General features: G+C 45.1%; 29 protein-coding genes, 1 pseudogene and 2 riboswitches. Of the genes and pseudogenes, 22 read left to right on the forward strand and 8 right to left on the reverse strand.

Features of this window, described 5'->3' with window-relative positions; genetic code table 11:
• Positions 1–41 precede the first annotated feature (41 nt).
• The 7 genes from mscL to ACQCN2_RS03030 all read left to right on the forward strand — a co-directional run bounded on the left by mscL (position 42) and on the right by ACQCN2_RS03030 (position 7,883).
• Positions 42–488 (forward strand): large conductance mechanosensitive channel protein MscL, encoded by a 447-nt coding sequence (gene mscL, locus ACQCN2_RS03000; protein ID WP_426927402.1) that lies wholly within the window; start codon positions 42–44, stop codon positions 486–488.
• A gap of 160 nt (positions 489–648) precedes the next feature.
• Positions 649–853: riboswitch (cobalamin riboswitch) on the forward strand.
• Positions 854–1,011: 158 nt separating this feature from the next.
• On the forward strand, positions 1,012–1,371 hold the full coding sequence (gene nrdI / locus ACQCN2_RS03005; RefSeq protein ID WP_426927403.1) for a class Ib ribonucleoside-diphosphate reductase assembly flavoprotein NrdI: 360 nt from the start codon (positions 1,012–1,014) through the stop codon (positions 1,369–1,371).
• Positions 1,358–3,442, forward strand: a complete 2,085-nt coding sequence (nrdE, locus tag ACQCN2_RS03010) for a class 1b ribonucleoside-diphosphate reductase subunit alpha (protein ID WP_426927404.1) — start codon at positions 1,358–1,360, stop codon at positions 3,440–3,442. The genes nrdI and nrdE overlap by 14 nt, the downstream gene beginning before the upstream one ends.
• A gap of 22 nt (positions 3,443–3,464) precedes the next feature.
• Positions 3,465–4,412 carry a class 1b ribonucleoside-diphosphate reductase subunit beta gene (gene nrdF, locus ACQCN2_RS03015; protein ID WP_426927405.1) on the forward strand — a complete coding sequence of 316 codons (948 nt, stop codon included), beginning with the start codon at positions 3,465–3,467 and terminating at the stop codon, positions 4,410–4,412.
• Positions 4,413–4,581: 169 nt separating this feature from the next.
• On the forward strand, positions 4,582–5,949 hold the full coding sequence (gene gabT / locus ACQCN2_RS03020; RefSeq protein WP_426927406.1) for a 4-aminobutyrate--2-oxoglutarate transaminase: 1,368 nt from the start codon (positions 4,582–4,584) through the stop codon (positions 5,947–5,949).
• A 192-nt stretch (positions 5,950–6,141) separates the two neighbouring features.
• Positions 6,142–7,464 (forward strand): protoglobin domain-containing protein, encoded by a 1,323-nt coding sequence (locus ACQCN2_RS03025; protein ID WP_426927407.1) that lies wholly within the window; start codon positions 6,142–6,144, stop codon positions 7,462–7,464.
• Between the two features lie 41 nt (positions 7,465–7,505).
• A complete protein-coding gene (locus ACQCN2_RS03030) occupies positions 7,506–7,883 on the forward strand; it encodes a PilZ domain-containing protein (protein WP_426927408.1) in 378 nt (125 codons plus the stop codon).
• Between the two features lie 16 nt (positions 7,884–7,899).
• Here the strand turns inward: ACQCN2_RS03030 and ACQCN2_RS03035 are convergent, their stop codons facing one another.
• Both ACQCN2_RS03035 and ACQCN2_RS03040 read right to left on the reverse strand, forming a co-directional pair.
• Complete coding sequence (locus ACQCN2_RS03035) at positions 7,900–8,247, reverse strand: hypothetical protein (protein WP_426927409.1); 348 nt, start codon at positions 8,245–8,247, stop codon at positions 7,900–7,902.
• Positions 8,248–8,302: 55 nt separating this feature from the next.
• On the reverse strand, positions 8,303–8,458 hold the full coding sequence (locus tag ACQCN2_RS03040) for a hypothetical protein (protein ID WP_426927410.1): 156 nt from the start codon (positions 8,456–8,458) through the stop codon (positions 8,303–8,305).
• 150 nt (positions 8,459–8,608) lie between these two features.
• Positions 8,609–8,720, forward strand: a riboswitch (SAM riboswitch).
• Positions 8,721–8,796: 76 nt separating this feature from the next.
• Here ACQCN2_RS03040 and ACQCN2_RS03045 point away from each other — a divergent pair.
• The 4 genes and pseudogenes from ACQCN2_RS03045 to ACQCN2_RS03060 all read left to right on the forward strand — a co-directional run bounded on the left by ACQCN2_RS03045 (position 8,797) and on the right by ACQCN2_RS03060 (position 13,062).
• The gene (locus ACQCN2_RS03045) at positions 8,797–9,834 is read left to right on the forward strand and encodes a sugar ABC transporter substrate-binding protein (protein WP_426927411.1); all 1,038 of its coding nucleotides are present in this window, start codon (positions 8,797–8,799) and stop codon (positions 9,832–9,834) included.
• 74 nt (positions 9,835–9,908) lie between these two features.
• Entirely contained in the window at positions 9,909–11,402 is a 1,494-nt protein-coding gene (locus tag ACQCN2_RS03050; protein ID WP_426927513.1) for a sugar ABC transporter ATP-binding protein, read from the forward strand.
• A 1-nt stretch (position 11,403) separates the two neighbouring features.
• Positions 11,404–12,401: pseudogene (locus ACQCN2_RS03055) on the forward strand (ABC transporter permease).
• Between the two features lie 151 nt (positions 12,402–12,552).
• Entirely contained in the window at positions 12,553–13,062 is a 510-nt protein-coding gene (locus ACQCN2_RS03060; protein ID WP_426927412.1) for a GNAT family N-acetyltransferase, read from the forward strand.
• A 12-nt stretch (positions 13,063–13,074) separates the two neighbouring features.
• Here ACQCN2_RS03060 and ACQCN2_RS03065 read toward each other — a convergent pair whose 3' ends face one another.
• Positions 13,075–14,280 carry an MFS transporter gene (locus ACQCN2_RS03065; RefSeq protein WP_426927413.1) on the reverse strand — a complete coding sequence of 402 codons (1,206 nt, stop codon included), beginning with the start codon at positions 14,278–14,280 and terminating at the stop codon, positions 13,075–13,077.
• 186 nt (positions 14,281–14,466) lie between these two features.
• Between ACQCN2_RS03065 and ACQCN2_RS03070 the strand changes: the two genes are divergently transcribed.
• Both ACQCN2_RS03070 and ACQCN2_RS03075 read left to right on the forward strand, forming a co-directional pair.
• On the forward strand, positions 14,467–15,228 hold the full coding sequence (locus ACQCN2_RS03070; protein WP_426927414.1) for a DUF2087 domain-containing protein: 762 nt from the start codon (positions 14,467–14,469) through the stop codon (positions 15,226–15,228).
• A 45-nt stretch (positions 15,229–15,273) separates the two neighbouring features.
• Positions 15,274–15,639, forward strand: a complete 366-nt coding sequence (locus ACQCN2_RS03075; protein ID WP_426927415.1) for a GIY-YIG nuclease family protein — start codon at positions 15,274–15,276, stop codon at positions 15,637–15,639.
• A 67-nt stretch (positions 15,640–15,706) separates the two neighbouring features.
• Here the strand turns inward: ACQCN2_RS03075 and ACQCN2_RS03080 are convergent, their stop codons facing one another.
• A complete protein-coding gene (locus ACQCN2_RS03080) occupies positions 15,707–16,090 on the reverse strand; it encodes a hypothetical protein (protein WP_426927416.1) in 384 nt (127 codons plus the stop codon).
• Positions 16,091–16,263: 173 nt separating this feature from the next.
• Here ACQCN2_RS03080 and ACQCN2_RS03085 point away from each other — a divergent pair, with 173 nt between their 5' ends.
• Positions 16,264–16,635, forward strand: coding sequence for a DUF423 domain-containing protein (locus tag ACQCN2_RS03085; protein WP_426927417.1), 372 nt, complete (start codon positions 16,264–16,266; stop codon positions 16,633–16,635).
• 75 nt (positions 16,636–16,710) lie between these two features.
• On the forward strand, positions 16,711–16,938 hold the full coding sequence (gene tlp, locus ACQCN2_RS03090) for a small acid-soluble spore protein Tlp (RefSeq protein WP_426927418.1): 228 nt from the start codon (positions 16,711–16,713) through the stop codon (positions 16,936–16,938).
• A gap of 94 nt (positions 16,939–17,032) precedes the next feature.
• On the opposite strand, the gene ACQCN2_RS03095 is transcribed toward tlp, so the two are convergent.
• Positions 17,033–17,542 (reverse strand): alpha/beta fold hydrolase, encoded by a 510-nt coding sequence (locus ACQCN2_RS03095; RefSeq protein WP_426927419.1) that lies wholly within the window; start codon positions 17,540–17,542, stop codon positions 17,033–17,035.
• A 1-nt stretch (position 17,543) separates the two neighbouring features.
• Positions 17,544–18,353 carry a serine hydrolase gene (locus tag ACQCN2_RS03100; RefSeq protein ID WP_426927420.1) on the reverse strand — a complete coding sequence of 270 codons (810 nt, stop codon included), beginning with the start codon at positions 18,351–18,353 and terminating at the stop codon, positions 17,544–17,546.
• 316 nt (positions 18,354–18,669) lie between these two features.
• On the opposite strand from ACQCN2_RS03100, the gene ACQCN2_RS03105 reads away from it, so the two are divergent.
• Positions 18,670–20,298, forward strand: coding sequence for a peptide ABC transporter substrate-binding protein (locus ACQCN2_RS03105; RefSeq protein WP_426927421.1), 1,629 nt, complete (start codon positions 18,670–18,672; stop codon positions 20,296–20,298).
• Between the two features lie 53 nt (positions 20,299–20,351).
• Here ACQCN2_RS03105 and ACQCN2_RS03110 read toward each other — a convergent pair whose 3' ends face one another.
• Together ACQCN2_RS03110 and ACQCN2_RS03115 are read right to left on the reverse strand one after the other, a co-directional pair.
• Complete coding sequence (locus tag ACQCN2_RS03110) at positions 20,352–21,341, reverse strand: cation diffusion facilitator family transporter (RefSeq protein WP_426927422.1); 990 nt, start codon at positions 21,339–21,341, stop codon at positions 20,352–20,354.
• 15 nt (positions 21,342–21,356) lie between these two features.
• Positions 21,357–21,665 carry an ArsR/SmtB family transcription factor gene (locus tag ACQCN2_RS03115; RefSeq protein WP_426927423.1) on the reverse strand — a complete coding sequence of 103 codons (309 nt, stop codon included), beginning with the start codon at positions 21,663–21,665 and terminating at the stop codon, positions 21,357–21,359.
• Positions 21,666–21,907: 242 nt separating this feature from the next.
• Here ACQCN2_RS03115 and ACQCN2_RS03120 point away from each other — a divergent pair, with 242 nt between their 5' ends.
• From ACQCN2_RS03120 to ACQCN2_RS03145, 6 genes are all read left to right on the forward strand, one after another.
• Positions 21,908–22,228, forward strand: coding sequence for a thiol-disulfide oxidoreductase DCC family protein (locus ACQCN2_RS03120; RefSeq protein WP_426927514.1), 321 nt, complete (start codon positions 21,908–21,910; stop codon positions 22,226–22,228).
• Positions 22,229–22,339: 111 nt separating this feature from the next.
• Positions 22,340–22,864, forward strand: coding sequence for a YqeG family HAD IIIA-type phosphatase (locus tag ACQCN2_RS03125; protein WP_426927424.1), 525 nt, complete (start codon positions 22,340–22,342; stop codon positions 22,862–22,864).
• Positions 22,861–23,976 carry a ribosome biogenesis GTPase YqeH gene (gene yqeH / locus ACQCN2_RS03130; protein ID WP_426927425.1) on the forward strand — a complete coding sequence of 372 codons (1,116 nt, stop codon included), beginning with the start codon at positions 22,861–22,863 and terminating at the stop codon, positions 23,974–23,976. The genes ACQCN2_RS03125 and yqeH overlap by 4 nt, the downstream gene beginning before the upstream one ends.
• 81 nt (positions 23,977–24,057) lie before the next feature.
• Positions 24,058–24,912, forward strand: coding sequence for a shikimate dehydrogenase (locus ACQCN2_RS03135; RefSeq protein WP_426927515.1), 855 nt, complete (start codon positions 24,058–24,060; stop codon positions 24,910–24,912).
• On the forward strand, positions 24,913–25,203 hold the full coding sequence (gene yhbY, locus ACQCN2_RS03140) for a ribosome assembly RNA-binding protein YhbY (RefSeq protein ID WP_426927426.1): 291 nt from the start codon (positions 24,913–24,915) through the stop codon (positions 25,201–25,203).
• Positions 25,204–25,220: 17 nt separating this feature from the next.
• Positions 25,221–25,799 (forward strand): nicotinate-nucleotide adenylyltransferase, encoded by a 579-nt coding sequence (locus tag ACQCN2_RS03145; RefSeq protein WP_426927427.1) that lies wholly within the window; start codon positions 25,221–25,223, stop codon positions 25,797–25,799.
• The last annotated feature ends 2 nt before the right edge of the window (positions 25,800–25,801 follow it).

Genomic DNA, 25,801 nt, shown 5'->3' on the forward strand with positions numbered 1-25,801 from the left:
TTTTTTCGTACTGACAATTTCAACATAGAGGTGATTCTGCCATGTTTAAAGAATTTAAAGAGTTCGCGATAAAAGGGAATGTGATTGATCTAGCGGTCGGTGTTGTGATAGGTGGAGCTTTTGGAAAGATCGTATCTTCGCTGGTAAATGATATGATCATGCCATTAATTGGGCTGCTTTTGGGACGTGTAGATTTCACCAATCTGTTTATTACTTTATCAGGAGGTAGCTATACGACTCTCGCAGAAGCGAAAAAAGCAGGAGCAGCTACTCTAAACTATGGCGTGTTTCTCAATACAGTCCTTGATTTTCTGATTGTCTCGTTTGCGATCTTTCTGTTCATCAAACAGATCAATCGTTTTAAAAGAAAAGAAGAAAGCAAACCGGCAACAACAAAAGATTGCCCTTACTGCTTCTCCAGCATTCCACTGAAGGCGACTCGTTGTGGTCACTGTACCTCCCAGCTCGTAGAATCTGTGCAAGGTTAGGACACATAGCCAAGCGTAACAGCAAGTGTAGGGATAGGAATTGAATAAGGTTGTTGAGATGAAGGCTGTCCTAAGCAAGCTTTTTCAGCTCAACGGCCTTTTTGTTTGCTTTTGACATCTTGACTCATACCATATATTGATGTAAAGTTTGAAATGTTAACTACATATTGAACGAATGGGTGTCTGACTCTAAATAGCATTGGAGTAGACTTAATAGGGAAGCACGGTGCAAATCCGGCGCGGTCCCGCCACTGTAAAAGGGATGTTCCGAGCCAGTATGCCACTGATCTAAAGGATTGGGAAGGCGGAGCGGAGTGGAGTTTTAACCCTTGAGCCAGGAGACCTGCCTGTTTGTTGACACAAAGTTACCTACGGGAGATAGGAAAGTGTTTGTGCGGCTTACTCACTTGGATGAGATAGTCTTCGAGCTGTATGCTATCGCGCATTCGACCTTCTGTTGATCGTCGAATGGGCTTTTTGTTTTTAATAGAGAGAATGGATGGCTAAGGGAGGCTTGGCGCACATGCTAATCGCGTATGATTCCAAAACCGGAAATGTAAAACGGTTCATGTCCAAACTGAATATGAGAAGTGTACCAATCAATTCAGAACTGATAGTGGACGAGCCCTTCATCCTCGTTACCTACACGACGGGTTTCGGACAGGTGCCAGACAGTTCGCAACGTTTTTTAAAGCGGAATGCGAGAATGCTTCGAGGAGTCTCTGCCAGCGGGAATCGGAACTGGGGAGATAATTTCGCGAAAAGCGCGGAAACCATAGCCAATCAGTACCACATACCAGTTATCTCCAAGTTTGAATTGTCTGGAACGAACCAAGATGTGGAGTATTTTGTGAAAGAGGTGCAAGCCATTGCGTCACATTGAATTAAACAACCAACTGATGCAGCGAGGAAGCGACGGTTTTTTTCAACTGGAGAAAGACAAGGAAGCCGTCCGTGTGTTTATGGAGGAAGTAGAGCGTAAAACGATGACCTTCGCTAGTGTGGAAGAGCGAATGGCGTATATGATAGAGAATCACTTTTACGAGAACGTATATGAGAATTACACAGCCGAACAGGTGAACGAAATCTACGGACAAGCTTACTCCGTTCCGTTCGAGTTTGCTTCGTACATGGCAGCGTCCAAATTCTATACCGACTATGCCCTCAAATCAGATGATAAATTGACCTACTTGGAACACTACCAAGATCGTGTAGCCATCGTTGCGCTGACACTGGGTGAGGGAGATTTTGAGAAAGCCAAACGCCTCACGATCTCGATGATGGAACAAAGACTCCAACCCGCTACCCCAACCTTCTTGAATGCCGGGAAGTCCCGCCGAGGTGAGATGGTCTCCTGTTTCCTGCTTGAAATGGACGACTCTCTCAACTCGATCAATTACATTATTAGTACCTGCATGCAGCTCTCCAAAATCGGGGGAGGTGTCGCGGTGAATCTCTCCAAGCTGCGTGGACGTGGAGAACCGATCAAGGGTGTGGAAGGAGCAGCCAAGGGGATCATGCCTGTAATGAAGCTCTTAGAGGATGCCTTCTCCTACGCGGACCAGATGGGACAACGGAAGGGCTCGGGAGCAGCGTATTACAATATTTTTGGCTGGGATCTTCACGAGTTCCTGGATTGCAAGAAGATTAACGCCGATGAGAAAATCCGGATCAAAACCTTGTCCATTGGTCTGATCGTTCCCAACAAGTTCTATGAGCTGGCGCGTGAGAACAAGACGATTCATCTGTTTGCCCCATACACGGTGTTCCGTGAATATGGCGTTCATCTCGATGATATAGATTTGGATCAGATGTATGACGAACTGCTGGCCAATGACCGAGTGAAGAAGAAAGCCGCAGGGAACGCGCGTGACATCATGACCAAGATTGCCATGGTTCAATTGGAGTCTGGCTATCCTTACATCATGAACAAGACCAATGCCAACGAAGCCCATGCGTTAAAAGAGATTGGCTCTATCAAAATGTCCAATCTTTGCACCGAAATCTTTCAGCTGCAAGAGACGTCAACCATCAATAACTATGGCGAAGAGGATGTCATCCGCCGAGATATCAGCTGCAATCTGGCCTCCCTTAACATTACCAATGTGATGGAGCAGAAGAAGATCAAGGAGTCTGTTCATGAAGGTATTGAAGCGTTAACTTCTGTAAGCGACATGACAACCATCGAGAATGCTCCCGGTGTGAGAAAGGCCAACAAGGAATTGCATTCGGTCGGACTTGGCGCGATGAACCTCAACGGCTATCTGGCGAAAAATCGGATCGCGTATGAAAGTGAAGAAGCCAAGGATTTTGCGAGAACCTTCTTTATGATGATGAACTACTATTCAATCGAGAAGAGCATGCGGATTGCGGCTGATCGTAAGGAAACTTTTACTGATTTTGATCGTTCCGAATATGCCAAAGGGACGTATTTTACCAAATACGTAACCAATGACTACAGACCACAAACAGAAAAAGTGAAGATGTTGTTTGAGGGAATTGACATACCATCACCTGAGGATTGGGCTACGCTTCAAAACGACGTGCAACAGCACGGACTCTATCATGCGTACCGTCTGGCGATTGCTCCAACGCAGAGTATCTCGTACATCCAGAACTCCACATCCAGCGTCATGCCAATTGTCGAGCAGATCGAAACGAGAACGTACGCCAATTCTACGACGTATTACCCAATGCCGTACTTGACCAAAGAAAACTTCTTCTATTACAAATCGGCCTACCAAATCGACCAGTTCAAAGTGATCGATCTGATTGCCGAAGTCCAGGGGCATATTGATCAGGGAGTCTCCACCATTCTGCATGTGAACAGCAACGTGACGACGAGAGAGCTTGCCCGCTACTATATCTATGCCGCCAAAAAAGGGCTGAAATCTCTTTATTACACCCGCACGAATCATCTTTCCGTAGAAGAGTGCATCAGTTGTGCGATTTAAGTGAAGGAGACGAGGAGACAAGATGAAAGCAGTCAATTGGAACAGACCGGATGATGATTTTACCTTGATGTTTTGGAACCAGAACATTATGCAGTTCTGGACCGACGATGAGATTCCGCTTTCGGATGATAAAATGTCGTGGATGGAATTGTCCCAAGCGGAGCGTGACGTCTACAAGAAGGTAATGGGTGGTCTGGCTTTGCTTGATACCGTACAGGGCGGAGTGGGCATGCCCAAGATTTTGGAGCATGTCGAAGGGCTTCAGCGCAAGGCCGTACTTGCTTTTATGGGGATGATGGAGCAGATTCACGCCAAATCCTACAGCAGCATTTTTACCACGCTGGCGACGACGGAGGAGATTCAGGAGATTTTTGCCTGGGTGGAATCCAACCCGCATTTACAGACCAAAGCCAAACATATCTCTACTTATTATAATCAGATCGAAACAGCGAAGGATCTCTACCTCGCGATGTGCGCTTCGGTCTTCCTGGAGAGCTATTTGTTTTACAGCGGATTCTTCTATCCTTTGTATCTGGCTGGACAAGGCAAAATGACCAGCAGCGGCGAGATTATCGACTTGATTCTGCGGGACGAAAGCATTCATGGCGTCTATGTTGGCGTGCTGGCTCAAGAAGTGTTTGCCCAGTTAAATGCGGATGAACAAGCACAGGCGCAGAAGGAACTGTCTCGCTTGTTGGAGCTCTTGCACCGTAACGAGGAGGCTTATACGACAGAGCTGTACACTTCAATCGGACTCGCCGAGGAAGTGCAGGCTTATGTCCGCTACAATGCCAACAAAGCGCTGATGAATTTGGGACTGGAGCCATACTTTCCAGAGGAAGAAATCAACCCGATTGTCATGAACGGGATCCGTACCCATACGAAGCAGCACGACTTTTTCTCCAAAAAAGGAAACGGCTACGTTCGCACCATTCACATCGAACCGTTATGCGATGAGGATTTTTTCTAGGAAGAGAATGAGGCGGAAGGAAGAGTAAGTTAATAGAATAGAGAAATGGACTACCTGGTGGAAACTGGGTAGTTTTTTTGTGTAAAGCAAATCTTTAAAATATTTCTAACTTTTCGTTCATTTTCTGTTTTATAATGGGAGAAACAACCATTAGGAGGTTTGATTCTGAATGAAGAAACAGCGTCAGTTTGTCTCAGTATCTGCGGGAGTTCCAGGACCCAAATCTTCTGAATTACTTGCGGCGCGTCAACAATTCGTCCCAAAAGGGGTAAGTAACAATGCTCCAGTTTTCGTGAAGTCAGCCAATGGCGCTTTGCTTGAGGACGTGGATGGGAATGTTTTTCTCGATTTTGTTGGAGCGATTGGAACCTTGAACGTCGGACATACTCCTAAAGAAGTGGTAGAGGCGTTGCAAAAACAGGCGGAGCAGTACATTCATACCTGCTTTCACGTGGCGATGTACGAACCTTATGTTGCCTTAGCGCAGAAGTTGGCCGAAATCACTCCGGGATCATTTGACAAGAAAACCATTCTGTTGAATAGCGGTGCTGAAGCTGTGGAGAATGCGGTGAAGATCGCTCGTAAATATACGGGAAAAACAGGAATTGTTTCCTTTACCCGAGGTTTTCACGGACGCACGCTGCTCGGAATGTCGCTTACAAGCAAGGTGAAACCATATAAGTTCCAAATGGGTCCGTTTGCTCCGGCCATCTATAAAGCGCCGTTTCCATATCCGTTGCATCGTCCATCCACGATGACGGAAGAAGAGTATGCTCTATACTGCGTCAAGCAGTTTGAAGATTTCCTATTAACTGAAGTTTCTGCCGAAGAAGTGGCGGCTGTCATCATGGAGCCCGTTCAAGGCGAGGGTGGATTTATTGTGCCGCCGAAGGCTTTTGTCCAAGGAATATATCGCATCTGTAAAGAAAATAACATCTTGTTCATTGCCGATGAGATTCAAACAGGATTTGGTCGCACGGGTACGATGTTTGCTACCACTCAATTTGAGATTGAACCGGATATCATTACGATGTCCAAGTCGATTGCGGCGGGAATTCCGATCAGTGCGGTTACGGGCCGAGCAGAGATTATGGATGCGCCTAATCCAGGTGAAATCGGCGGAACCTATGGAGGAAGCCCGTTAGGCTGTGTGGCTGCCCTGGCTGTCATCGAGAAAATCGAACGGGAGAAGCTCAATGACCGCTCCCAACAAATTGGAGAAACAATTAAACAATACTTCACCAATTTGCAAGGGGAGATTCCAGAGCTCGCGGAGGTTCGTGGACTCGGCGCGATGTGCGCGATCGAATTCCTTGATCCTGAGACAGGCAAACCGTTGAAAGAACTGGTTGCCAAGCTGATCAAGGGTTGTCAAGAGGAAGGGGTCATTCTGCTAAGTGCGGGGGTACATAGTAACGTGGTTCGCTTTTTGGCTCCACTCGTGATTACCGACGAGCAGCTTCAAGAAGGGCTGGACATTATGGGAGAAGTTCTTTTGCGGGTCACCCGTGAGAAGGAAGGCATGGGAGTTCGTTAATTTTTAAAAACCAATACAGGTGGGAGTGAAAAGACCCTTGGATCGAACCGGATCAAGGGTCTTTTTTTCGTAACAGTTTTGTAGAAAATTGGGTTTTCATTTGAGTCGTATAGAAATTATAATTGAATTTTAGATTCGCATACTGATTAATTCTGGAAATATGCTTAATCGTTCTGAAGGAGAGATACATCTATGAACCTATTCACTAACACATCTTCTTTTTTTAAGTCCAAACAAGCGAAAACTGACGACTGGATTGAAAAAGCGAAGCAGGGGAAGGTTAACATCCAAGTTGAACACGATAGTGAAATCTACCTTCAGATGAAGATGATTCGTTTGACGGAGGAAGAGATTCAAATAGCCAAGTCTATACAATCTTTGATTCGGGACAATCTGAATGAAATTACTTCCAACTTTTATCAATCGGTTTTGGAGGTTGATCATCTAAGAACGATGATTAACAAACATAGCTCCGTTGATAAATTGCAGGCCACCTTACATAAACACTTAATTGAAATGTTTTCTGGTCATATTGATCGAGACTTCCTGCAAAAACGGATCAACGTGGCACACCGGCATGTCATGATTGGACTGGCTCCAAAATGGTATATGGGCGCTTTTCAAAACTTGCAGATCAAGTTAATGGAAATTATTCAAGCGACAGAAATGAACAATGAAGAAAAGATGCGAATTATTCAAGTGATTACCAAAATCCTGAACTTCGAACAGCAGCTTGTGCTCGAAGCCTATGAAATGGAGAATATTCGCCAGAGGGAAGTCCAGTATGAGCAAGTGAAAAGTGAATTGAAAAACAAGATGCTATCCTTGAGTGAAGAATTAGCATTCCTAACTGAACAGACTAGCGCTTCTGTGGAGGAACTCGTGGCAAGCAGCAGTGATCTTAATCAACAATTTACCAAGACCGCCAATCATTCGCTTGAGAGCCAGGAGTTTGCCAACAAAGGTCAGCTTCGCATGAATCAACTGGAGAAAAGTATTGACCAGATTTTTTCCAGTACGAGTCAAATGGAGAAATCGGTTAGGAAATTGATCGATTCTTCTAATCAGATCAATCAAGTGATCGGGCTGGTTCAAAATATCGCCGAACAAACCAACCTCTTAGCCCTGAATTCTGCGATTGAAGCGGCAAGAGCGGGTGAGCATGGTCGAGGGTTCTCTGTTGTTTCCGATGAGGTCCGCAAACTTTCTGAACAGACCAAGAATTCCATTCAGCAAATCACAGAAATGATGAAACAATCTAGCAACTTCTCCGAAGAAGTAGTAGAATCGATTAAAACGGTCCAAGAACTGATCGAAACCGGTCAAGATGAATCTCAAGCGACCAAGGATGCGTTTCATCAGATTTTTTCCTCAATGGATACAAGTTTAGCGGAAATCAGAGTGGTCGAAGGACAATTTCATCAGTTGGTTCAAGTGATTGAAGAAATAGGTTCAGCTACCATGAAAGTTTCCGTCTCTGCTGAGAATTTAAATCACGCCGCCAAAAGTGTCTAACGCAATTCTCTGATGATTCGTCAATGCAGGAGGCAATCACCATGGAGTATAAACGCAAAGAAATGTTTCGCATGGTATTTAGCAATCCACATAAAGCAACATTACGAATCGTTGAGATTGACGGAGAGCCACAGGTTCAGCTTGATGAAACCGTCATTTTGGTTGATATAAGTTTGCGTGGCGCTAAAATCGAATGTCCACATCAGTATCCAGCCGATTCCCAGCAAGTTCGTCTGCTTCTGCAGCTTCAATTAAATGAAAAGTTGATCTCGTTATTAGGGGAAATTGTGTGGGAGAAGTCCCTAGGCAAAATGAATCAATACGGGATTCATTTTGATATAGATACACCAATTGAGAAAGATTTGTTATGGGAATTGAAGCTGTTTGCCAAGCGTAATTTGCAACGGAAAAACAGCTAATCGAAAAAAACTTCTCTTAATTGCCAAGCGTGACATTCTGGCCATTTACCTGAATTTGAACTTCAAACTGCTTAATGTGCGTACCCAAGAGAGTATTGACAAAGCGGGAGGATTTGGGTGGGACGGTGAGGCTTATGGACTGAATGAGCTCCTTGGTTCCATTTAGTTTAAATACTCTTACCCGAGCGGTTATCGATGAAGTCCCCTTGTTCAAAACCTTGGTGAATACTTTTCTGGAACGGTTAGGAGCTTGTTTCTCTAACGAGCCAGTGGAATAATTGTGGATTGCCAGATCAATCTCCTCCTTTCGAGCTAGCTGCAATATTGAATGATTGCAAGAGGAGATTGGTAAGGGACAAATCATTTGGTTCGTTTCCATCATTTTTTAAGCGATTTTTATTAGGTTTCTTCCCTCTACTTTAATCGTTTTCTTCTTTCGTAGACTCTCGCTGATCCACTCCACTTACTGAGGTACGATCCAATTGTCCTTTTTTCTCATGTAAGGAGTAGCCGTGCATGTTGCTTCCGTGATATCCCATCTCTCGTTTGGTATTCTTGTCGTTGCTTGCTGGCATGATGATCCCTCCTGTTTTACTGTGAAAAAGGTCATGACCGTTTTGTTAGTGTGCTCAAAACTATTGACAAAAATCACAGGTGGTTGTATTATCCAATTTATATAAACCCGATCGGCTAAATGGGTTTTGATTCGACAATTGAAAAGTTTACTCTTATCAAGAGCAGGCTGAGGGACTGGCCCGATGACGCCCGGCAACCTAACATTCAACCGGAATGTTAAGGTGCTAACTCCAGCAGGTACATGTACCTGGAAGATAAGGGGCGGGACCTGGGATCTTAAGCCTCTTTCTTCAAGAAAGGGGCTTTATTTTTGTATAAAAAAAGGGGGAATCACCACATGTTGAGCCTTACGAAGAAACGAATTCATTTGGTCTTATCACTTCTACTTGCGGTTGCCTTGCTTGCAACAGGTTGCGGCCCAGCCTCAAAAGAGACGAAAAATTCCGGTAATACTGACAACGCGAAGAAACGAATTGCCCTGGTCATGCAATTCAACATCGGAACCTTTTCTTCCCAGTACATTGCCGGTGTAAAAGAAGAGGTAGAAAAAGCAGGTGGAGAGGTTACCGTGTTCAACTCGGATGGAGACTTGGGCAAAATGTCCTCCAATCTGGACGCGGCGATCAACCAGCATTTCGACGGCATTCTGATTGACCATGGTACTCCTGAGGCGTTGGAGCAAGGCGTGAAAAAAGCGCTGGAGCAAAAAATCTCCGTTGTCGCTTTTGACGCGAACCTGAATGTGCCAGGTGTAACCGTTCTTCATCAAGGGGACCAGAAAATGGCCGAATTGACATTGGAGAAGCTGGCTCAAGATGCTGGCGGCAAAGGAAATATTGTAAAAATATGGGTCGCGGGCTTCGCACCAATGGAACGTCGTCAGGAATCCTATAAGGCATTCCAATCCAAATATCCTGATTTGAAAGAAGTGGCCGCATTCGGTTCCGCTACCTCCAATACAGCGCTCGACACGCAAACACAAATGGAAGCGATTCTCAAAAAATATCCGAACAAAGGCGACATCACTGCGGTTTGGGCCGCTTGGGATGAATTCGCCAAAGGCGCAACAAGAGCGATCCAACAAGCGGGACGCACAGAGATCAAAGTGTATGGAATCGACTTGAGCGACGAAGATTTACAGTTGATTCAGGACCCGAATTCTCCATGGGTAGCATCGGCTGCTGTTGATCCAACCGATATCGGGCGTGTACAGGTTCGTTACCTGTTCAAGAAACTGAAAGGTGAAACTGTGGATCAGAACGTTGTCTTGGACCCAGTGCTCGTCACGCGTGAGACACTCCCCAAAGAGCCGGTGAAAACAACCGATCTGGCTAAGTATGTAAAAGGATGGGGAGCTAGCGAATTAGGTAAATAATGCAGGATCAGTGTTCCCGATCGGAGTACTCCGGCGGGAACCTTTTACTAACAGAGGGAAATGAGGGATTGATGGTGTCTACCTTGCAACTGAGACAGATATATAAGCGGTTTTCCGGCGTCTCGGCGCTGCGTTCCGTTGATTTTGAGGTGAAGCAAGGAGAAGTTCATTCACTCTTGGGCGCGAATGGGGCAGGCAAAAGCACGTTGATGAAAATCTTGATGGGAGCTTATCAAGCCGACGAAGGCGAAATTCTCCTGGATGGTCGATCCCTTCCTATTCAGTCACCAATTGACGCCAAACGATATGGCATTCAGTGCGTCTATCAAGAAGTGGATATGGCTCTGATCCCGTACTTGAGTGTTGCCGAAAATATTTTGTTGGATCAATTCGTGCAAGCGACCAAACGAGGCCCGATTAATTGGTCGAAGCTTTATCAGGATGCTGAAGAGATTGCCGAGCGCCTTGGGTTTTCGTTATCGGTTCGCAAAAAGGTAGAAGACTGCAGCTTGTCCGAAAAGCAACTGATCTTGATTGCCCGTTCGATCGCGCAGAAGGCCAAATTCATCATCTTTGATGAACCGACAGCCCCGCTTTCAACCACGGAATCGGAACAGTTGTTTAAGTTAATCGGCCAGCTAAAGCAGGATGGGGTGGGAATTATCTACATCTCTCACCGACTGCCTGAGGTTTTTCGCATCAGTGATCGTATCTCGGTCATGCGTGATGGACAACGGATCAGCACCAATGAAGTATCAGAAACCTCAATGGAAGCCGTGGTTCATGACATGCTTGGGCACTCACTTACGGAAGAATTCCCAGAACGGAAGCGTGCAGTGGGGGATTTGCTTTTTGAATGTAAAGGTGTCTCTTTGGAACATAAAGTACGGGACATCAATCTACAAGTACACGCTGGTGAAGTGGTTGCCATTGTTGGCTTAGTGGGTGCGGGCAAGACAGAGCTGGCACGGATTCTGTTTGCAGCTGATCCGTTTCAGGAAGGAAAGCTGTATCTTCACGGACAACCGATTAAGGTTGCGACTCCACGTGACGCGGTACAGAAGGGCATTGTGCTGATACCGGAAGAGCGCCGTAAGGAAGGGCTGCTGGTGGAAGAATCGGTTAAACATAACCTCTCGATCTCGACCCTGAAGAAATGGACATCGTTTTCGTTTATCAAAAAAGGATCGGAAGCCACCATGGCCAAGGATTTGGTGGAGAAGCTGGGGATTAAGACGGCGGGGATTGAACAACAGGTAAGTTACCTTAGTGGCGGCAACCAACAAAAGGTCGTCATCGGCAAATGGCTGCATACGGAAGCTGATCTTTACATATTTGACGAGCCAACCAAAGGTGTAGACATTGGGGCGAAACGAGAGATTTACTCCCTGATAGGTGAGCTCTCCGCCCAACAGAAGGGAATTCTCTATTTCACCTGTGAATTCCAGGAAGCGTTAGGTATCGCGGACCGCATTCTCGTCATGTACGACGGTGCGATCGTCAAAGAAATCAGTGCGGACGAATGGAACCCGGAATCTATTTTGTACTTTGCTAGCGGGGGGCAATAGCATGCAGAAACAAGCAAAAGAACAACTCATTTCGTTTATCTATAAATATGGTACGATCGGGGTGATACTCTTCGTACTGGCGTTTTTCAGTATCACGAACGAATATTTCTTAACTTATTCTAATCTGACTGATATTTTGGGTCGATTTCCATCGTAACACTTGTCGCGATCGGGGTTACTTTTTCGCTTATTGTGAATGGATTTGACTTATCGGTGGGCTCTGTGGTTTCTCTCGCAACGGTTGTCTCGGCCTCGATGATGGTCTGGTATGAACAAGGGGTAGTGGTTACCCTGCTGATTCCGATTGTGCTGGGTTTACTCGTTGGCCTGCTCAACGCGTTTCTGATTGTAAAGATTCGAATTCCGGATCTGCTGGCCACCTTAGCCACGTTGTATATCGTAAAAGGGATTCATTTAACATACACCAAGGGGTATTCCGTCTATTCGAACATGCCATTACCGGACAATACAACTGCGCCTGGCAAGCTAGCCAAGTGGTTTCTCTTGCTTGGACAAGGAGAAGTAGCCTCTGTACCTGTGCCTGTCATCATTATGTTGTTGGCAGTCATTATCGTTCATTTTTTCCTGCATTACACAAGACATGGGCGACTTCTCTACATGACGGGAGGCAATATTGAGGCGGCTCGTTTATCTGGAGTTGCGGTTGATCGCTATCGAACACTCGCATACATTCTATCAGGTCTGTTCTGCGGGTTGGCGGGGATTCTGATGGCGGCAAGGATTGGCACTGGTCAGGTCAACGGAGGCGAACCGATCCTGATGGATGCCGTCGCGGCGGCGTTCGTAGGCTACTCCGTCTTTGGTGCAGGCAAACCTAATGTGATCGGGACATTTCTTGGAGCTGTCCTAATCGGGGTATTGTTGAACGGACTGACGATGCTGAACCTTCCTTATTACGCATATGACATCGTCAAAGGAACGGTTCTTATTCTGGCCTTGGCTGTGACGTATTATCAGCTGCGCAAAAAAAGTCGCTAAAACACAAGATCTCTTGTACATGAATATTAGACAGGATGAGAACCGCTCCATATCCAATTGGAAGGGGTTCTCTTTTTTGGTAAATTGATAAGTATACATTTCTAAATTTTCAGCTACGTTTATCAAAAATAGAAAAACGGGAGAGATTCAGATGAAACAATCGACTCAAAGCTGGAGCAGAGCAGATGGATATACCATTACCACTGAAAAAAGTTATTTACAAATCGATGTCATTCATCAGTTTCTCTCAGTAGACTCCTACTGGGCCAAGGGAATCTCCAAAGAGTTAGTGGTCAAGGCGGTGGAGAATTCAGGCGTATGTTATGGCATTTACAAAGGTAACCCGAGTGTTGATCCTTCCGCCAAGCAAGTAGGCTTTGCGCGTGTCGTGACAGACTTTGTGCGCTATGCCTGGGTAGGGGACGTGTTTGTTTTGCCAGCTGAGCGTGGAACGGGATTAAGCAAATGGCTGATGAGTGTCATCGTTGAGCATCCTCTGTTGAAAGGCACTTCATTTAATCTTGGAACCAAAGATGCGCATACGCTGTATCAGCAATTTGGGTTTCAGTCGCTGGCAAACCCGGAGAATCGGTTACAGCGTCCAGTCAATTGGGAGCTTATATATGAAGGGCATGGATGCAAGGAGCCAGCGTCCGACTAAGTAGCTAATCACCTACATAGATGTCGAAGATGACGGACTTGGTATGGAAATTGTCTTCAGTCGACGAGCGGTTAAAAGGGACAAAAATACAAGACTGCCAAACAAAAGAAATAATGTGTGCGTATGAATGAGATTGGTAATCCAACCAGCCAATAAAGCGGAAGAAATCTTGGTAGCGGAAGCGACGATGGAGCGAAGACCAACGACTCTACCCAGGAGAGCTTTTGGCGAATTCACTTGAATTAAGCTATGCATGGTGACAAGATGAAACATCGTGAAAAAGCCCAGGCCAAGCAGACTGATCACTGTCAACCATGTTCCTCGGGATAATCCCACCAAAAGAGAGAACAGGCACATCCCGAACATGGTGACAAGGATGATCTTATGCCGCCATGTCATGAGAAAGCGGCTGACACACACTCCGGCAAACGAGCCTCCAACCGTAAATACCACATCCAGTAGGGCAAAAAGCTGGCTTCCCCCTCCCAATTCTTTGCTCAGTGGAAGAAGCACGGTATTGGTCATTTGCAAACAAGCGCTGCTGATTACGGAGAGGAAGAGGAGATAAAGCATCCCTTCCGTTTCTTTTAGATAGAGCCAGCCCTCGTGAAGTTCTTTGCGAAACTGGATTTGACTCGGAGAGACTGTCCGAATATCATGCCGAGTCAGTGCCGAGTTACAAAGAGCGGATACCAAGAAACTGATGGCGTTGATGATAAAGCTGTAGATTGGGGATGCTTGCGCCATTAACAAACCGCCTAACCCTGATCCAATCAAGCCAAATACCAGATTACACGAATTGGCTTGACTAATAATAGAGACGAGCTTCGAGTCAGCAAAGACTTCCCGAATGAGTGTCTGCGAAGCGGGTTTAAACAGCGTATTACAGGTAGCTAGACAGCACTGAAGCGCATAGATCAAGGGTAGCCAGAACAGATGAGTGCTGTACAGAAGCATAAGAATGAGGACGACCGCCGTCCGGAAGAGGTCTAATCGTACAGATAAACGCTTCGCATCCTGATGGTCAGCGTACACACCGGCCCATGGACCGAAAATTAGCGCAGGCACATAAGTAGCGGCAATGAGACCGGCAATCGCTAAAGGGTTGGAGGTCGCCTGATAGACGAGCCAGGACATGCCGATAACTTGAATTCCGTCACCCAAGCTGCTGATTCCCGTACCAAGCAAATATTTGGTTTGGTTCGTTAAGGTTAGCATTATAATCTCCTTTTTGTACGATTCAGAATCGTGATCGTAAGGGTATGTACCATTTTTAACCATAATCGTACGCTGTCGTCAAGGTTAGTAGAAGAAGGTCAGTTAATAATGATCAGCAGTTGACAAGAAATAAAACCGAGTGTATTGTTTGTTTATAAAATATGCAAACGAAGTATGGTGATGTTTATGGATATTCTAACTGATGGATTCTGGAACGCGACACTTGAAGAGTGGAAGCAAGGGTATGTCTACGATATGGACCGAGAGACCTATACCTGTCTGGTGTGTGGAGAAACCTTCGAGCAAGGAAGAATTTATCCGATTGAAGAAGCTTTTTACGATGCGAAAAAAGCGGTTGAGTACCACGTCCACGACAATCACGAGTCTATGTTTCACGTCTTACTTGACTTGGACAAAGAATATACCGGATTTACGGATCATCAAAAGAATTTACTGAAGTATTTTTACAATGGATACAGTGATAAGGAAATTATTGCACAGATCGGAGGAAGTGCTTCCACGATTCGCAATTATCGGTTCAATTTTCGCGAAAAAGAGAAACAGGCAAAGCTTCTCTTGGCCATCCTAGAGCTTTTGCGGGAAGGAACACAAAAAAAGGATAAGTTTGTTCATTTTCATCGAACAGCCAAAATGATGGATGAGCGATATGCCATTACGGATGAGGAATACGAGAAGGTTCTTAACATGTACTTCCCAGAGGGATTGGACGGTAAGTTAAGTTTGTTCCCTAAAAAGGAAAAGCGGAAACTAATTATCCTCCGGCATCTCTCCAAGCGGTTTGAGCTGAACCGCACGTATACGGAGAAGGAAGTGAATGAAGTTTTACTTCAGGCATATGATGATTACGTTACGCTTCGTCGTTATTTGATCGATTACGGCTTTTTGGAGCGCAAGGAAGACGGAAGCGCTTACTGGTTAAAAAAGTAGTGAATATTTACAAGCCTAGTCAAAACAGTTGAAGGAGGAATTAGAGTGGCTGAATTGGATCGAAATGAAAAAAATCTGCGAAAGCTAGCTTACAAGGAACAAAGCACACGAATCGGAGCTTTTCAAATCCGTAACCTGGCAAACGATAAAGTGTTCATCCGAACAGGGCGTAATCTGGACAGTATGATCAATCGGTATCGGTTCACCCTTACTCACAGGTTGGAAGATAACAAAGAGCTGCAAGCAGACTGGAATCAGTATGGGGAAGAGCAGTTTGTGTTCGAAATCATTGAATTAATCAAAGATGAAGATCTAACAACTGGCGAAATCAAAAAGCAGTTGGAAGAAATGGAACAGCGCCTGCTGCAACAGCTTGATCCTACCAAATCATATCGACGTAAAAACACCTGATCATTCGTGTCAGGTGTTTCTTGCTTTCTGGCTAAAATTTGGTAGGGATTACCATGTTTTCGCTGTGTCAGTGATTCTGACCTTGACCCTGACCTTGGTTCTGAGGTTGATTTTGGTTCTGATTCTGAAACTGATTCTGAAATGGATTTTGAAATGAATTTTGGTTCTGATTCTGTTGTTGATTACGGTGCTGATCCTGGTCCTGAAATTGATTCTGATTATGATTCTGATGATTCCGATTTGGTTGATTCAGGTTAAGATGAACCTCCATATTGCCTAATGTTTGGCGGGTTTTTTCATAGTGTATCTGATAATCTTTTAGAATCATACTGAGTACATTGATGGATTCTTTCATATCCGGTTCGGTGCTGAGATGATCAATAATCAATTTTAAATGAGTAATTCGATACTCGGCTTCTTGAAGTTTATCGACTAATTGCAATGCGTTCAAATCCTTTCACTCCTCGTAACGAGTCATCTGCTCTCCTTAGCGTTTCCAAATTAATTGACAATATGTAGGTTAAGGGAGATGGGGAACGAACAACTGTCGGTAAATTTTGCATCAATAAGCAGGATGCGTTAAGATGGAGACAAGTTTGCTAACAGGTGGGAGGTAAGTGTAAAATGAAGCTTTTTTTGTTTCTGGGCGCAGTGATGATGTCTTTATCTGTGGCCTTGGGCGCGTTTGGAGCTCATGGATTGAAATCGGTGTTGAGTCCTGAGCAGCTGGCGGTTTATCAAACGGGTGTTCACTATCAAATGATCCATGGTCTCGGATTGATTTTGATTGCCATTCTGATGAGTAAATATGCGAATATGGGCTTGTTGCCTGCAGCGGGTTGGGCAATGCTGATTGGGATTATTCTCTTCTCTGGAAGCTTGTACGCCCTCACATTAACAGGAGTAAATTCGCTTGGAATCATTACGCCATTTGGTGGCGTCGCGTTTTTAATTGGGTGGATTCTGTTGGCGATTGCGGCGTTTAAATTGACTTAAGACCACGTTCCGCTTGTACATACCCATTCCCTTATCTGAGCATAATGAAGAAGGATAAAAAAGGGGGTGTGGAGCATGGCCAAACCAGATGATCGTTCGGATAACGTGGAGAAACTCCAAGAGATGATCGACAACACAATGGGGAATATTCGTGAATCTCGTGACTATCTCAAGGCGCATGGTTCTGAGATGAATGCCGCTGAGAAGGAGAATCTTGAAGCGAAGAATAGTCGACGAGAAGAAAGTATCGAAGGCTATCGAGCAGAGATTAAGGATGAAGCGAATCAGAATCAGCTCCAATAATTGAATGACGATGAAAGAACTCCTTGTTGACGTAGCTCAAGGAGTTCTTATTTTTTGATCTGAAAAAGTAGTTAACATTAGCTTTGCGTGGTTATTACCCTACGATTGCCTCGATTGAGCCATTCCAGAACCATTTGTTGAACCAGTTCACGCTGATCAAGCGGAAGCATGTGCCCCGCTTTGTCGAGAATCGCGTACGTTGCGCGAGGGAATTTCTCAAGAAGAGGGAAGTGGTCTTGGTAGCCACTGATTGCATCACCTGATGGCTCATCTTGCTCATCACACCCTGTGCCATATACCCTCCAAAAGACATTCCTGCTAAAGAGAAGGATCGATTGGGGAGAAGCATTTGAATAAATTCCAGTAAACTTACCAGTAAATCGTCAGAGGTTTTGACTTCTGCAGTGAGTTGACTATGTCCATGTGCCGGTAAATCTACATAAATTCGTTGATACTGGTTGAGCGCAAGCTTAGGATTCTCAAAGATTGGTTCCATCCAGTATTTCATGGCCCGATAATCCATGGCGAGAGGATGCAGAATGACAATCGGATGACCTTCACCATGAATCTCGTAATGGATGGTCCCTTTGCTTGTTTTTATCATCCTATTTCTCTCGATAAGTGTCATAGATCAGGCGACCGATTTTGCCCATCGTATCCTTGGCCCGCTTCTCTTCAGCGTCTTTGGACAATAGCGAAATCATGATGGCCGAGTCTCCCACATAAAGAATTCCTACATCGTGATTAATGTTCGTCACATTACCTGTCTTGTTGGCCAGCTCCCATTTGGGCAATCCGCCAATCACTTCAGAATCTGGATCAGGCAAGTGGAACGGAATGGAGTCGCGCAGCTGTTGTTTTTTCAAGATGGAGATCATTTGCAGACAGCTGTTGTAGGAGAGAATCTTGCCAGCAGCCATATGACGATAAATCGAAGCCATATCTCCAGCAGTTACTTCGTTGTACCCCTCAAGTTCAGCGGGAATCATCATCAACTTATTAAAAAATTGACTGTTGTTCATTTGGTATTTCTGCATCACCTGACGAATTTTCTTTTTTCCTACACGATCAATCAGGATATTGGTTGCCGAGTTATCGCTTTGAATGATCATCAGCGTGACGAGATCATAGATAGTAATTGGCGTTCCAGCCGTTAAGTGTTGAAGGACACCTGCCCCGCCAACCAAATCTTCTTGCCGCAGGGTGTAAAAATCCTCAAATGAGTATTTACCTTGATACACATCGGTAAATACAGCCGCCATAATGGGAACTTTAATCAAACTTGCAGCGTAAAATTGTTGATCAGGATTATGCTCAAATCGCTCTTGTGTATGTAAATCCTCAATGACAGCACCCCATGAACCGCCTGCTTGCTCCAGTAATTGTTCAATTTGTCCAAAAATATTGGATAGCATCGTATACGCCTCTTTCAATAAGTGGATTTCATTTTGACGAAATTTTCTCACTAATATTCATTCTAGTGATTGTCCTATACAAGATCAACAACTAAATCTACAGAGCAAAAACACTCAAATATATATAATCATTAAACATAATATCAAGCGTAATATACTGAAAAATATTCTCTTGAACAACTTTATCTAACAGTTTATTGTGTATTTATATTAGAAAACTCGGCGATTGCAGAGCCGTAGTTGCACTTATGTAGATAAGAATTTTTATAAAATTCTTATCTACCAAAATAGTCACACATAAACAAGGGGGTCTGTTATGCGAAAGATTGGTTACGCATCACTAGTTTTCACACTAGCGTCAAGCTTACTACTGAGTGCCTGCAGCTCTACTCCTGCAACAACTTCGGGTGATACCAAGACAGTACAAGCACCGGCGGGACAAGAGATGGCCATTAACCTTGCGGCTGAGCCATCAACAGCTGATCCTGGTCTAGCAGAGGATATTCCATCCATGTCTGTTGCTCGTTCAGCATTCGACGGTTTGCTTCGCTTGGGAACAGATGGCAAACTTCATGAAGCCGTTGCTGAAAAGTATGAGGTTTCTCCTGATTTGTTAACCTACACCTTCCATTTGCGAGATACCAAGTGGAGCAATGGAGACCCTGTTACGGCTCATGACTTTGAATATGCATGGAAACGCGTATTGAATCCGGAAACGGCTTCTTCCTACGCTTACCAAATGTACTATATCAAAAATGCTCAAAATGCGAACGCCAAAAAAGCCTCCTTGGATGATGTAGGCGTGAAAGCTACAGATGATAAAACCTTGGTCGTCACACTGGAGCATCCAGCAGCATTCTTCCCAGAGCTAGTTGCTTCCGTCACTTATTTCCCAGTTGATAAAAAAGTAGTGGAAGCCAACAAAGATTGGGCGCATGAAGCGGCTACATATGTAGGCAACGGTCCATTCATCATGGATAAATGGGAGCATAAATCCCAAATCGTTTGGAAGAAAAACGACACGTATTGGGATAAAGACAACGTGAAATTAGGTAAATTAACCTTCAACATGATTGAAGATCCGAATACGGAGTTAAGCATGTTCGAACAAGGTGATTTAGACTGGGCAGGCTCGCCGTTAAGTGACCTTCCAGGTGATGCGATGCAATCTTTGAAAAGCTCCGGCAAGCTTCACAATCAACCAACGGCCGGAACAGAGTTGTATGTATTTAACACAAGCAAAGTTCCTTTCAACAATAAAAACATTCGCAAAGCCTTCTCTTTGGCCATTGACCGCAAAGCGCTGACAGATAACGTGGTGACGTATACAGGCACACCAGCCTATGGTTATCTGCCGCCTTCCATGTCCCTTAACCCGGATGGCTATTATAAGGATGGAGATATTGCCAAGGCGAAAGAATTACTGGCACAAGGCCTAAAAGAGTTGGGTCTGAAGGAACTGCCGCCAATTGAACTTCTTTACAACACGAGTGAAAAACACAAACGTACCGCTTCCGCTATCCAAGACGAATGGCGTAAAGCGTTTGGCGTTGACGTAAAATTGGTTAACCAAGAAAACAAAGTAAAACGTGAACAAATGAAACAAGGAAACTTCATCATTGGCCGCGGAAGCTGGATCGGCGACTTCAATGATCCGATTAACTTCCTGGAGTTGTATCGTGATTTAGGCGGTAACAACAACGCGCGTTGGACCAATCCGAAGTTTAAGGAATTGCTTGTACAATCCGCCGCTGAAGGCGATCAACAAAAACGCAAAGAATTGTTGAAACAGGCGGACGCCATCTTCAATGATGAAATGCCGATTATGCCACTTTACTACTACACCTACGCATGGGCACAGGGTGACGGCGTAAAAGACGTGGTAATTGATCCGCTTGGCTTCATCGACTTCAAATACGCTTCCAATGAAAAGAAAGCAAAATAATTGATCTTTCGAAACCTCCTGAGTATTTTCTCAGGAGGTTTTTACACCTTACCCTATACTTTCAATTCCTCATGATAAATGGTTGAGTTCTCGACCTGAATGGTCGTATGCTGGATCTTAAACTTTTCACCGATCAAATGAATAGCTTCTTGCAAAATTTTTTGACTATCCCTACCGTCTTCAATCAATAGATGACAAGTTAACGAATCCAGGCCTGAAGTGATGGTCCAAATGTGCAGGTCATGAATATCGAGAACTCCTTCAATTCTCACTAATGTTTCTTTGACCTCTTCTTGGTTGACTGTAATTGGCGTTCCTTCCATGAGGACATGCACGGTGTGAGTGATGACGCCCCAGGCACCTTTTAGAATAAGCAAAGCAACAAGTACGCTAATAATCGGGTCGGCCACATACCAACCGAAACACCACATCACTAGACCAGCAAGAATTGCACCGACTGACCCTAAAGCATCTCCAAGAATATGAAGATAAGCGCTTCGCAGGTTGATATTATTTTTAATGTCACCTTTTTTCATCAGCGAATAGGCGCTCAAGAGATTAGCTAGTAGACCGATGATTGCGATCAGCATCATCGAGCCACTGGATACGGTGGGAGGATTTACAAAACGTCCATAGGCTTCCCAGATAATGAACGCCGATATGAGAAACAGTGTAATGCCGTTAAATAGCGCGGCCAATATCTCAAAACGGTAATATCCGTACGTTTTCTTCGGTGACGCTGGCTTCGTTGCAAACCTTACCGCAACCAGGCTTAAGATCAGCGAACTGGTATCACTTAACATGTGCCCGCTGTCCGATAGGAGGGCCAAGCTGTTCGTGATCAGGCCGCCAAAGAATTCGAGTATCATAATTCCAAAAGTAATGATTAAAGCAATTGTCAGCCCCTTTTTATTTCCTTCCAGATCAAAATGGTGATGGTGCCCATGCCCGTGATGGTGATGGTCGTGAACATGGTCGTGATTGTGATCATGATGGTGATCGTGAGAATGATGATGATTATGATCGCAATTTTGTTTACTCATAGAAAATCTGCCCTCCTACTCATGATCTGAATGATGAATGGCCTGCTTCAACAGCGAAATGACATGGTTGTCGTCACAGGAATAAATCATAGTGGTCGCTTCACGACGATACTTGACGAGTCTCATCGTTCTGAGAAAGCTCAATTGATGAGAGACCGCCGATTGGGACAATTCAAGAACCTCCGAAATATGATTTACGGAGCATTCTTCCTGTGAAAGCATATAAAGAATGCGGATACGCGTGGGGTCAGCCAAAGTCTTGAAGATTTGCGAAACATCTTCTACAATTTCTGGCGTTAAAAAAGAATGGTCTTTTGCTTCCATAAATATTCACCACCAATGATTTTCTATAAATGCAAATAACAAGCAAGGATCTGATATATGAACATATGCACATATACAGGATATGGTTCATTCATTATTTTGTCAATATAGGTCTCGTTTTTATAAATTATGGCTTCGATATTTCTTACTCTCCCTAAGGACAAGTGGAATTGGTAAAATGAGAAAGGCAAAAGAATCAGTACAGAAGGTGAAGTAAGAAGGGTGGGATTCATCTGAACAGAATCACTGTCTTCTATGATGAGAACTGCAATCTCTGTCAATTCATGAAGCGGTTGTTTCACCGGGTCAAGCGAGGCAATCCCAAGACCGTCTGGAAGCATTATGAACAAGCGCCTGCCTGTGGCATTAACGATCATCAATGTGGGGAGGCCATGACGGTTGAACTTGAGAATGGTGCAACGTATCGCGGTTTTTTTGCCGTCCGAGTGTTGATGAGATATACGTGGGTTTTCTTCCTCGTACCCCTCTTGCACCTTCCCGGAATGAACAAGTTTGGACCGAAACTATATGGCTGGGTCGCTCGCAATCGACATCGGTGGTGAAGAACCACCTTTTTCTTTGCAACAGGGTGGTGGAATATGGTATAGTAGTTGCCGATATTGGATGAGGGGTGAACCGCTTCCATCCAGTGAAACCTAAGGCGGAGGGGTTTCATGTTTCTAGAAAAATTGTTGCCGAACGAGTATGTGGAGACTGTTTTTGATATAAATCTGCAAAAGCTTAAAAATCAAAACATCAAAGCGATTATTACCGATTTGGATAATACGTTGGTCGAGTGGCATCGACCATTGGCTACACCGGAAGTAGAAGCTTGGCTCGTGAAGCTTCAGCAAGAAGGGATTCAGGTAACGGTTGTGTCAAACAATAAACAGAATCGTGTACAATCGTTCTGTCAACCACTTGGCATCCGATTTATCTGGTCTGCTCGTAAACCGACCAATCAGGCGTTTCTGCGAGCGGTTCAGGAGATGAACGTCAGTATCCAGGAAACGGTGGTCGTAGGTGATCAATTGTTTACCGACGTGTTAGGTGGAAATCTGCTCGGTTTTCATACAATATTAGTAGTCCCTGTAGCCAGCAGCGACGGATTTTGGACGCGATTCAACCGGAAACTGGAGAAAATCGCGCTCTACTGGATGAGGAAGAAAGGAATGATTTCATGGGAGAACAGACCATGACCGGACAAGAGCAATATTCCTGCGCCGGATGCGGGATTCAAATACAGACGGAAGATAAAACCAAGCCGGGTTTTGCGCCAGCTTCTGCGTTAAATCGGGACGTTGTCATTTGTCAGCGGTGTTTTCGGATCAAGCATTACAATGAAGTAGCCCCGGTTGGGATGGATGACGACGATTTCTTGCGTATCCTAAACAGCATCGGCGGAACCAACAGTCTAGTTGTAATGGTGGTCGACTTGTTCGATTTCCAAGGCTCCTGGCTTCGTGGACTGCCGCGTTTCGTTGGAAGAAACCCAATTCTCTTGGTTGGTAACAAAGTCGATTTACTACCGGCCAACATCAACCTGAATCGGGTACGCAACTGGATCCAGCATGAGTCAAAAGAATTGGGGCTCAAACCGGAAGATGTCGTTCTGGTCAGTGCGGCCAAGGGGATTGGAATTGACGAACTGCTCTCCCGAATTGGGCAACTGCGTAAAGGACGAGATGTCTATATTGTAGGGGTAACCAATGTAGGGAAATCTACGCTGATCAATCGTATTGTAAAAGATTACGGGTCAACTGATATGGAGATTACCACATCGCCGTTCCCAGGGACGACGTTGGATAAAATTGAGATTCCTCTGGAAGATGAATCATCCCTGTACGATACACCTGGGATCATTAACCGCGATCAGATTGGTCACATGATTAGCCCTCAAGATCTGCAAGCAATCACACCGAAAGCGCGGATTAAACCGCGTGTGTTCCAGTTGGATGACAAACAGACGCTATTTATCGGCGGAATGGCTCGGATTGATTTTGTCAAAGGGGAGCATCAGCCATTTGTGGTGTATGTGGAGAACAATCTGCAGATTCATCGGACCAAGCTGGAAAGAGCGGATGAACTGATTGCCAAGCACCACGGAGGGCTGCTGGCGCCACCAACTGGAGAATCGGCAAAGCAACTTCCGCCATTCGTTCGTCATTCCTTTAAAGTACAGGCTGGTACGCCAACCGATATCGTCATTTCCGGATTAGGCTGGGTGACATTACAGGGGAAACACTCAGCGATTGTGGAGGTTCAAGCTCCCAAGGGTGTCAGCATTGGGATGCGCAAAGCATTGATTTAAACACAATGGCTTGCCCCTTCAGAAAAAGAAGGGGCTTTTGCGGTAGAGAGGTATAATGGGGGAAGGGAGAAACTAAACGTGATCATTACAAGTAAATCGCAGCTTGTGGGGCTATTCGGCCATCCTGTCTCACATTCTCAGTCACCATTAATGCACAATACGGCTTTTCAGCATTTAGAGCTTCCTTATGTGTACGTCGCCTTTGATATCGACCCTGATCGTTTGAAAGAAGCAGTGGCTGGTATTCGAGGTTTAGGGATTAAAGGCGTGAATGTCACAATCCCGCATAAAGTAGCGATTTTACCTTTCCTCGACGAGATCGATCCGCTCGCTCAACGCATCGGTGCCGTGAACACTGTGGTGAATGCGAATGGACGATTAATCGGCTACAACACAGATGGAACCGGCTATGTACGTTCTCTGGTAGAAGAGACGGGGCTATTGCTGGCAGATCAGGTCGTTACGCTTTTAGGAGCGGGTGGCGCCGCACGAGCCGTTGCCTGCACATTGGCTGACAAAGGGGTCAAAGAAATTCGCGTTGTGAATCGTTCTCGCGAGAAGGCCCAAATTCTGGCCGATCATCTCAGACCGCTCGTACCTGCTACCGCACTGGAACCTGATGAGGCACAAGAAGCCGTCCGAACAGCTACCTTGATCATTAACACCACATCGATTGGGATGTACCCCAAAGTGGACGGAATCCCGATTCCTGCAGAGTGGCTACACGATGGATTAATCGTAAGCGATTTGATTTATAACCCGTTGGAAACCAAGCTGCTTGCCTCAGCCAAACAGGTCAACGCCATCACTCACTCGGGCATTGGCATGTTTGTCAATCAGGGAGCGCTTGCTTTTGAGCGGTGGACGGGTGTGGAAGCGCCTGTCGAACTCATGAGACAAACTGTATTAGCGCAATTACGCCAAGGAGGAAACTAGATGTTAACTGGAAAACAAAAACGCTACCTACGTTCAATGGCTCACCACCTAAACCCGATTTTTCAAGTGGGCAAAGGCGGAGTCAACGAAAATATGGTCAACCAAATCAAAGAAGCGTTGGAAGTACGCGAACTGATCAAGGTTGCGATTCTTCAAAACAATACCGATGACAAGCACGAAGTAGCGGAAGCTATCGCATACGGTGCGGGAGCTGAGCTGGTGCAGTTGATCGGACATACCATTGTTCTCTACAAAGAGTCCAAGGAACACAAAACGATTACGCTACCGTAAAAGGATGAGACGAAACCATGCAAAAGCGTGTGGGCATTCTCGGTGGAACATTTAACCCAATTCACAATGGGCATTTGCTGATTGCAGAACAGGCGAGAGAACAGGCCGAGCTGGACGAGGTATGGTTTATGCCTGCGCATATTCCGCCGCATAAGGAAAGCGCTCATCTCATCTCTTCCACTCATCGCCTGCAAATGGTGGACCTGGCTATATCCGATCACCCGGCTTTTTTCTCACTTGATGTTGAGCTAAAAAGGGAAGGGCGCTCCTACACGATTGATACGATGGAGGAGTTGACTTCTACATATCCAGGCTATGCTTTCTTTTTTATAGTCGGTGGAGATATGCTGCAAATTCTGCCCAAATGGCACCGATTTGCTGATCTGACGAAATTGGTTCATTTTATCGGGTTTGCCAGACCGGGAACAGATTATGACGAACAGCTGCTGAAACCATTTGTTACGTTCGTGGATGTGCCGAATTGGGATATTTCCTCAACGGACATTCGGGAAAAAGCCAACAAATCTCGGAGTCTCCGCTATCTAGTTCCGCCCGTTGTGGAATGCTATCTAAAGGAGCATAAACTTTATGAGTAAAG

The sequence above is a fragment of the Brevibacillus ginsengisoli genome (assembly GCF_050113715.1).
Classification (GTDB): Bacteria; Bacillota; Bacilli; order Brevibacillales; family Brevibacillaceae; genus Brevibacillus_H; species Brevibacillus_H ginsengisoli.

What these genes read in the sequence shown, in the direction of transcription:
- mscL (WP_426927402.1), top strand. Translation starts at nt 42, where the DNA reads ATGTTTAAAGAATTTAAAGAGTTCGCGATAAAAGGGAATGTGATTGAT.
- nrdI (WP_426927403.1), top strand. Translation starts at nt 1,012, where the DNA reads ATGCTAATCGCGTATGATTCCAAAACCGGAAATGTAAAACGGTTCATG.
- nrdF (WP_426927405.1), top strand. Translation starts at nt 3,465, where the DNA reads ATGAAAGCAGTCAATTGGAACAGACCGGATGATGATTTTACCTTGATG.
- gabT (WP_426927406.1), top strand. Translation starts at nt 4,582, where the DNA reads ATGAAGAAACAGCGTCAGTTTGTCTCAGTATCTGCGGGAGTTCCAGGA.
- ACQCN2_RS03025 (WP_426927407.1), top strand. Translation starts at nt 6,142, where the DNA reads ATGAACCTATTCACTAACACATCTTCTTTTTTTAAGTCCAAACAAGCG.
- ACQCN2_RS03030 (WP_426927408.1), top strand. Translation starts at nt 7,506, where the DNA reads ATGGAGTATAAACGCAAAGAAATGTTTCGCATGGTATTTAGCAATCCA.
- ACQCN2_RS03035 (WP_426927409.1), bottom strand. Translation starts at nt 8,247, where the DNA reads ATGATTTGTCCCTTACCAATCTCCTCTTGCAATCATTCAATATTGCAG.
- ACQCN2_RS03040 (WP_426927410.1), bottom strand. Translation starts at nt 8,458, where the DNA reads ATGCCAGCAAGCAACGACAAGAATACCAAACGAGAGATGGGATATCAC.
- ACQCN2_RS03045 (WP_426927411.1), top strand. Translation starts at nt 8,797, where the DNA reads ATGTTGAGCCTTACGAAGAAACGAATTCATTTGGTCTTATCACTTCTA.
- ACQCN2_RS03060 (WP_426927412.1), top strand. Translation starts at nt 12,553, where the DNA reads ATGAAACAATCGACTCAAAGCTGGAGCAGAGCAGATGGATATACCATT.
- ACQCN2_RS03065 (WP_426927413.1), bottom strand. Translation starts at nt 14,280, where the DNA reads ATGCTAACCTTAACGAACCAAACCAAATATTTGCTTGGTACGGGAATC.
- ACQCN2_RS03070 (WP_426927414.1), top strand. Translation starts at nt 14,467, where the DNA reads ATGGATATTCTAACTGATGGATTCTGGAACGCGACACTTGAAGAGTGG.
- ACQCN2_RS03085 (WP_426927417.1), top strand. Translation starts at nt 16,264, where the DNA reads ATGAAGCTTTTTTTGTTTCTGGGCGCAGTGATGATGTCTTTATCTGTG.
- tlp (WP_426927418.1), top strand. Translation starts at nt 16,711, where the DNA reads ATGGCCAAACCAGATGATCGTTCGGATAACGTGGAGAAACTCCAAGAG.
- ACQCN2_RS03095 (WP_426927419.1), bottom strand. Translation starts at nt 17,542, where the DNA reads ATGATAAAAACAAGCAAAGGGACCATCCATTACGAGATTCATGGTGAA.
- ACQCN2_RS03100 (WP_426927420.1), bottom strand. Translation starts at nt 18,353, where the DNA reads ATGCTATCCAATATTTTTGGACAAATTGAACAATTACTGGAGCAAGCA.
- ACQCN2_RS03105 (WP_426927421.1), top strand. Translation starts at nt 18,670, where the DNA reads ATGCGAAAGATTGGTTACGCATCACTAGTTTTCACACTAGCGTCAAGC.
- ACQCN2_RS03110 (WP_426927422.1), bottom strand. Translation starts at nt 21,341, where the DNA reads ATGAGTAAACAAAATTGCGATCATAATCATCATCATTCTCACGATCAC.
- ACQCN2_RS03115 (WP_426927423.1), bottom strand. Translation starts at nt 21,665, where the DNA reads ATGGAAGCAAAAGACCATTCTTTTTTAACGCCAGAAATTGTAGAAGAT.
- ACQCN2_RS03125 (WP_426927424.1), top strand. Translation starts at nt 22,340, where the DNA reads ATGTTTCTAGAAAAATTGTTGCCGAACGAGTATGTGGAGACTGTTTTT.
- yqeH (WP_426927425.1), top strand. Translation starts at nt 22,861, where the DNA reads ATGACCGGACAAGAGCAATATTCCTGCGCCGGATGCGGGATTCAAATA.
- yhbY (WP_426927426.1), top strand. Translation starts at nt 24,913, where the DNA reads ATGTTAACTGGAAAACAAAAACGCTACCTACGTTCAATGGCTCACCAC.
- ACQCN2_RS03145 (WP_426927427.1), top strand. Translation starts at nt 25,221, where the DNA reads ATGCAAAAGCGTGTGGGCATTCTCGGTGGAACATTTAACCCAATTCAC.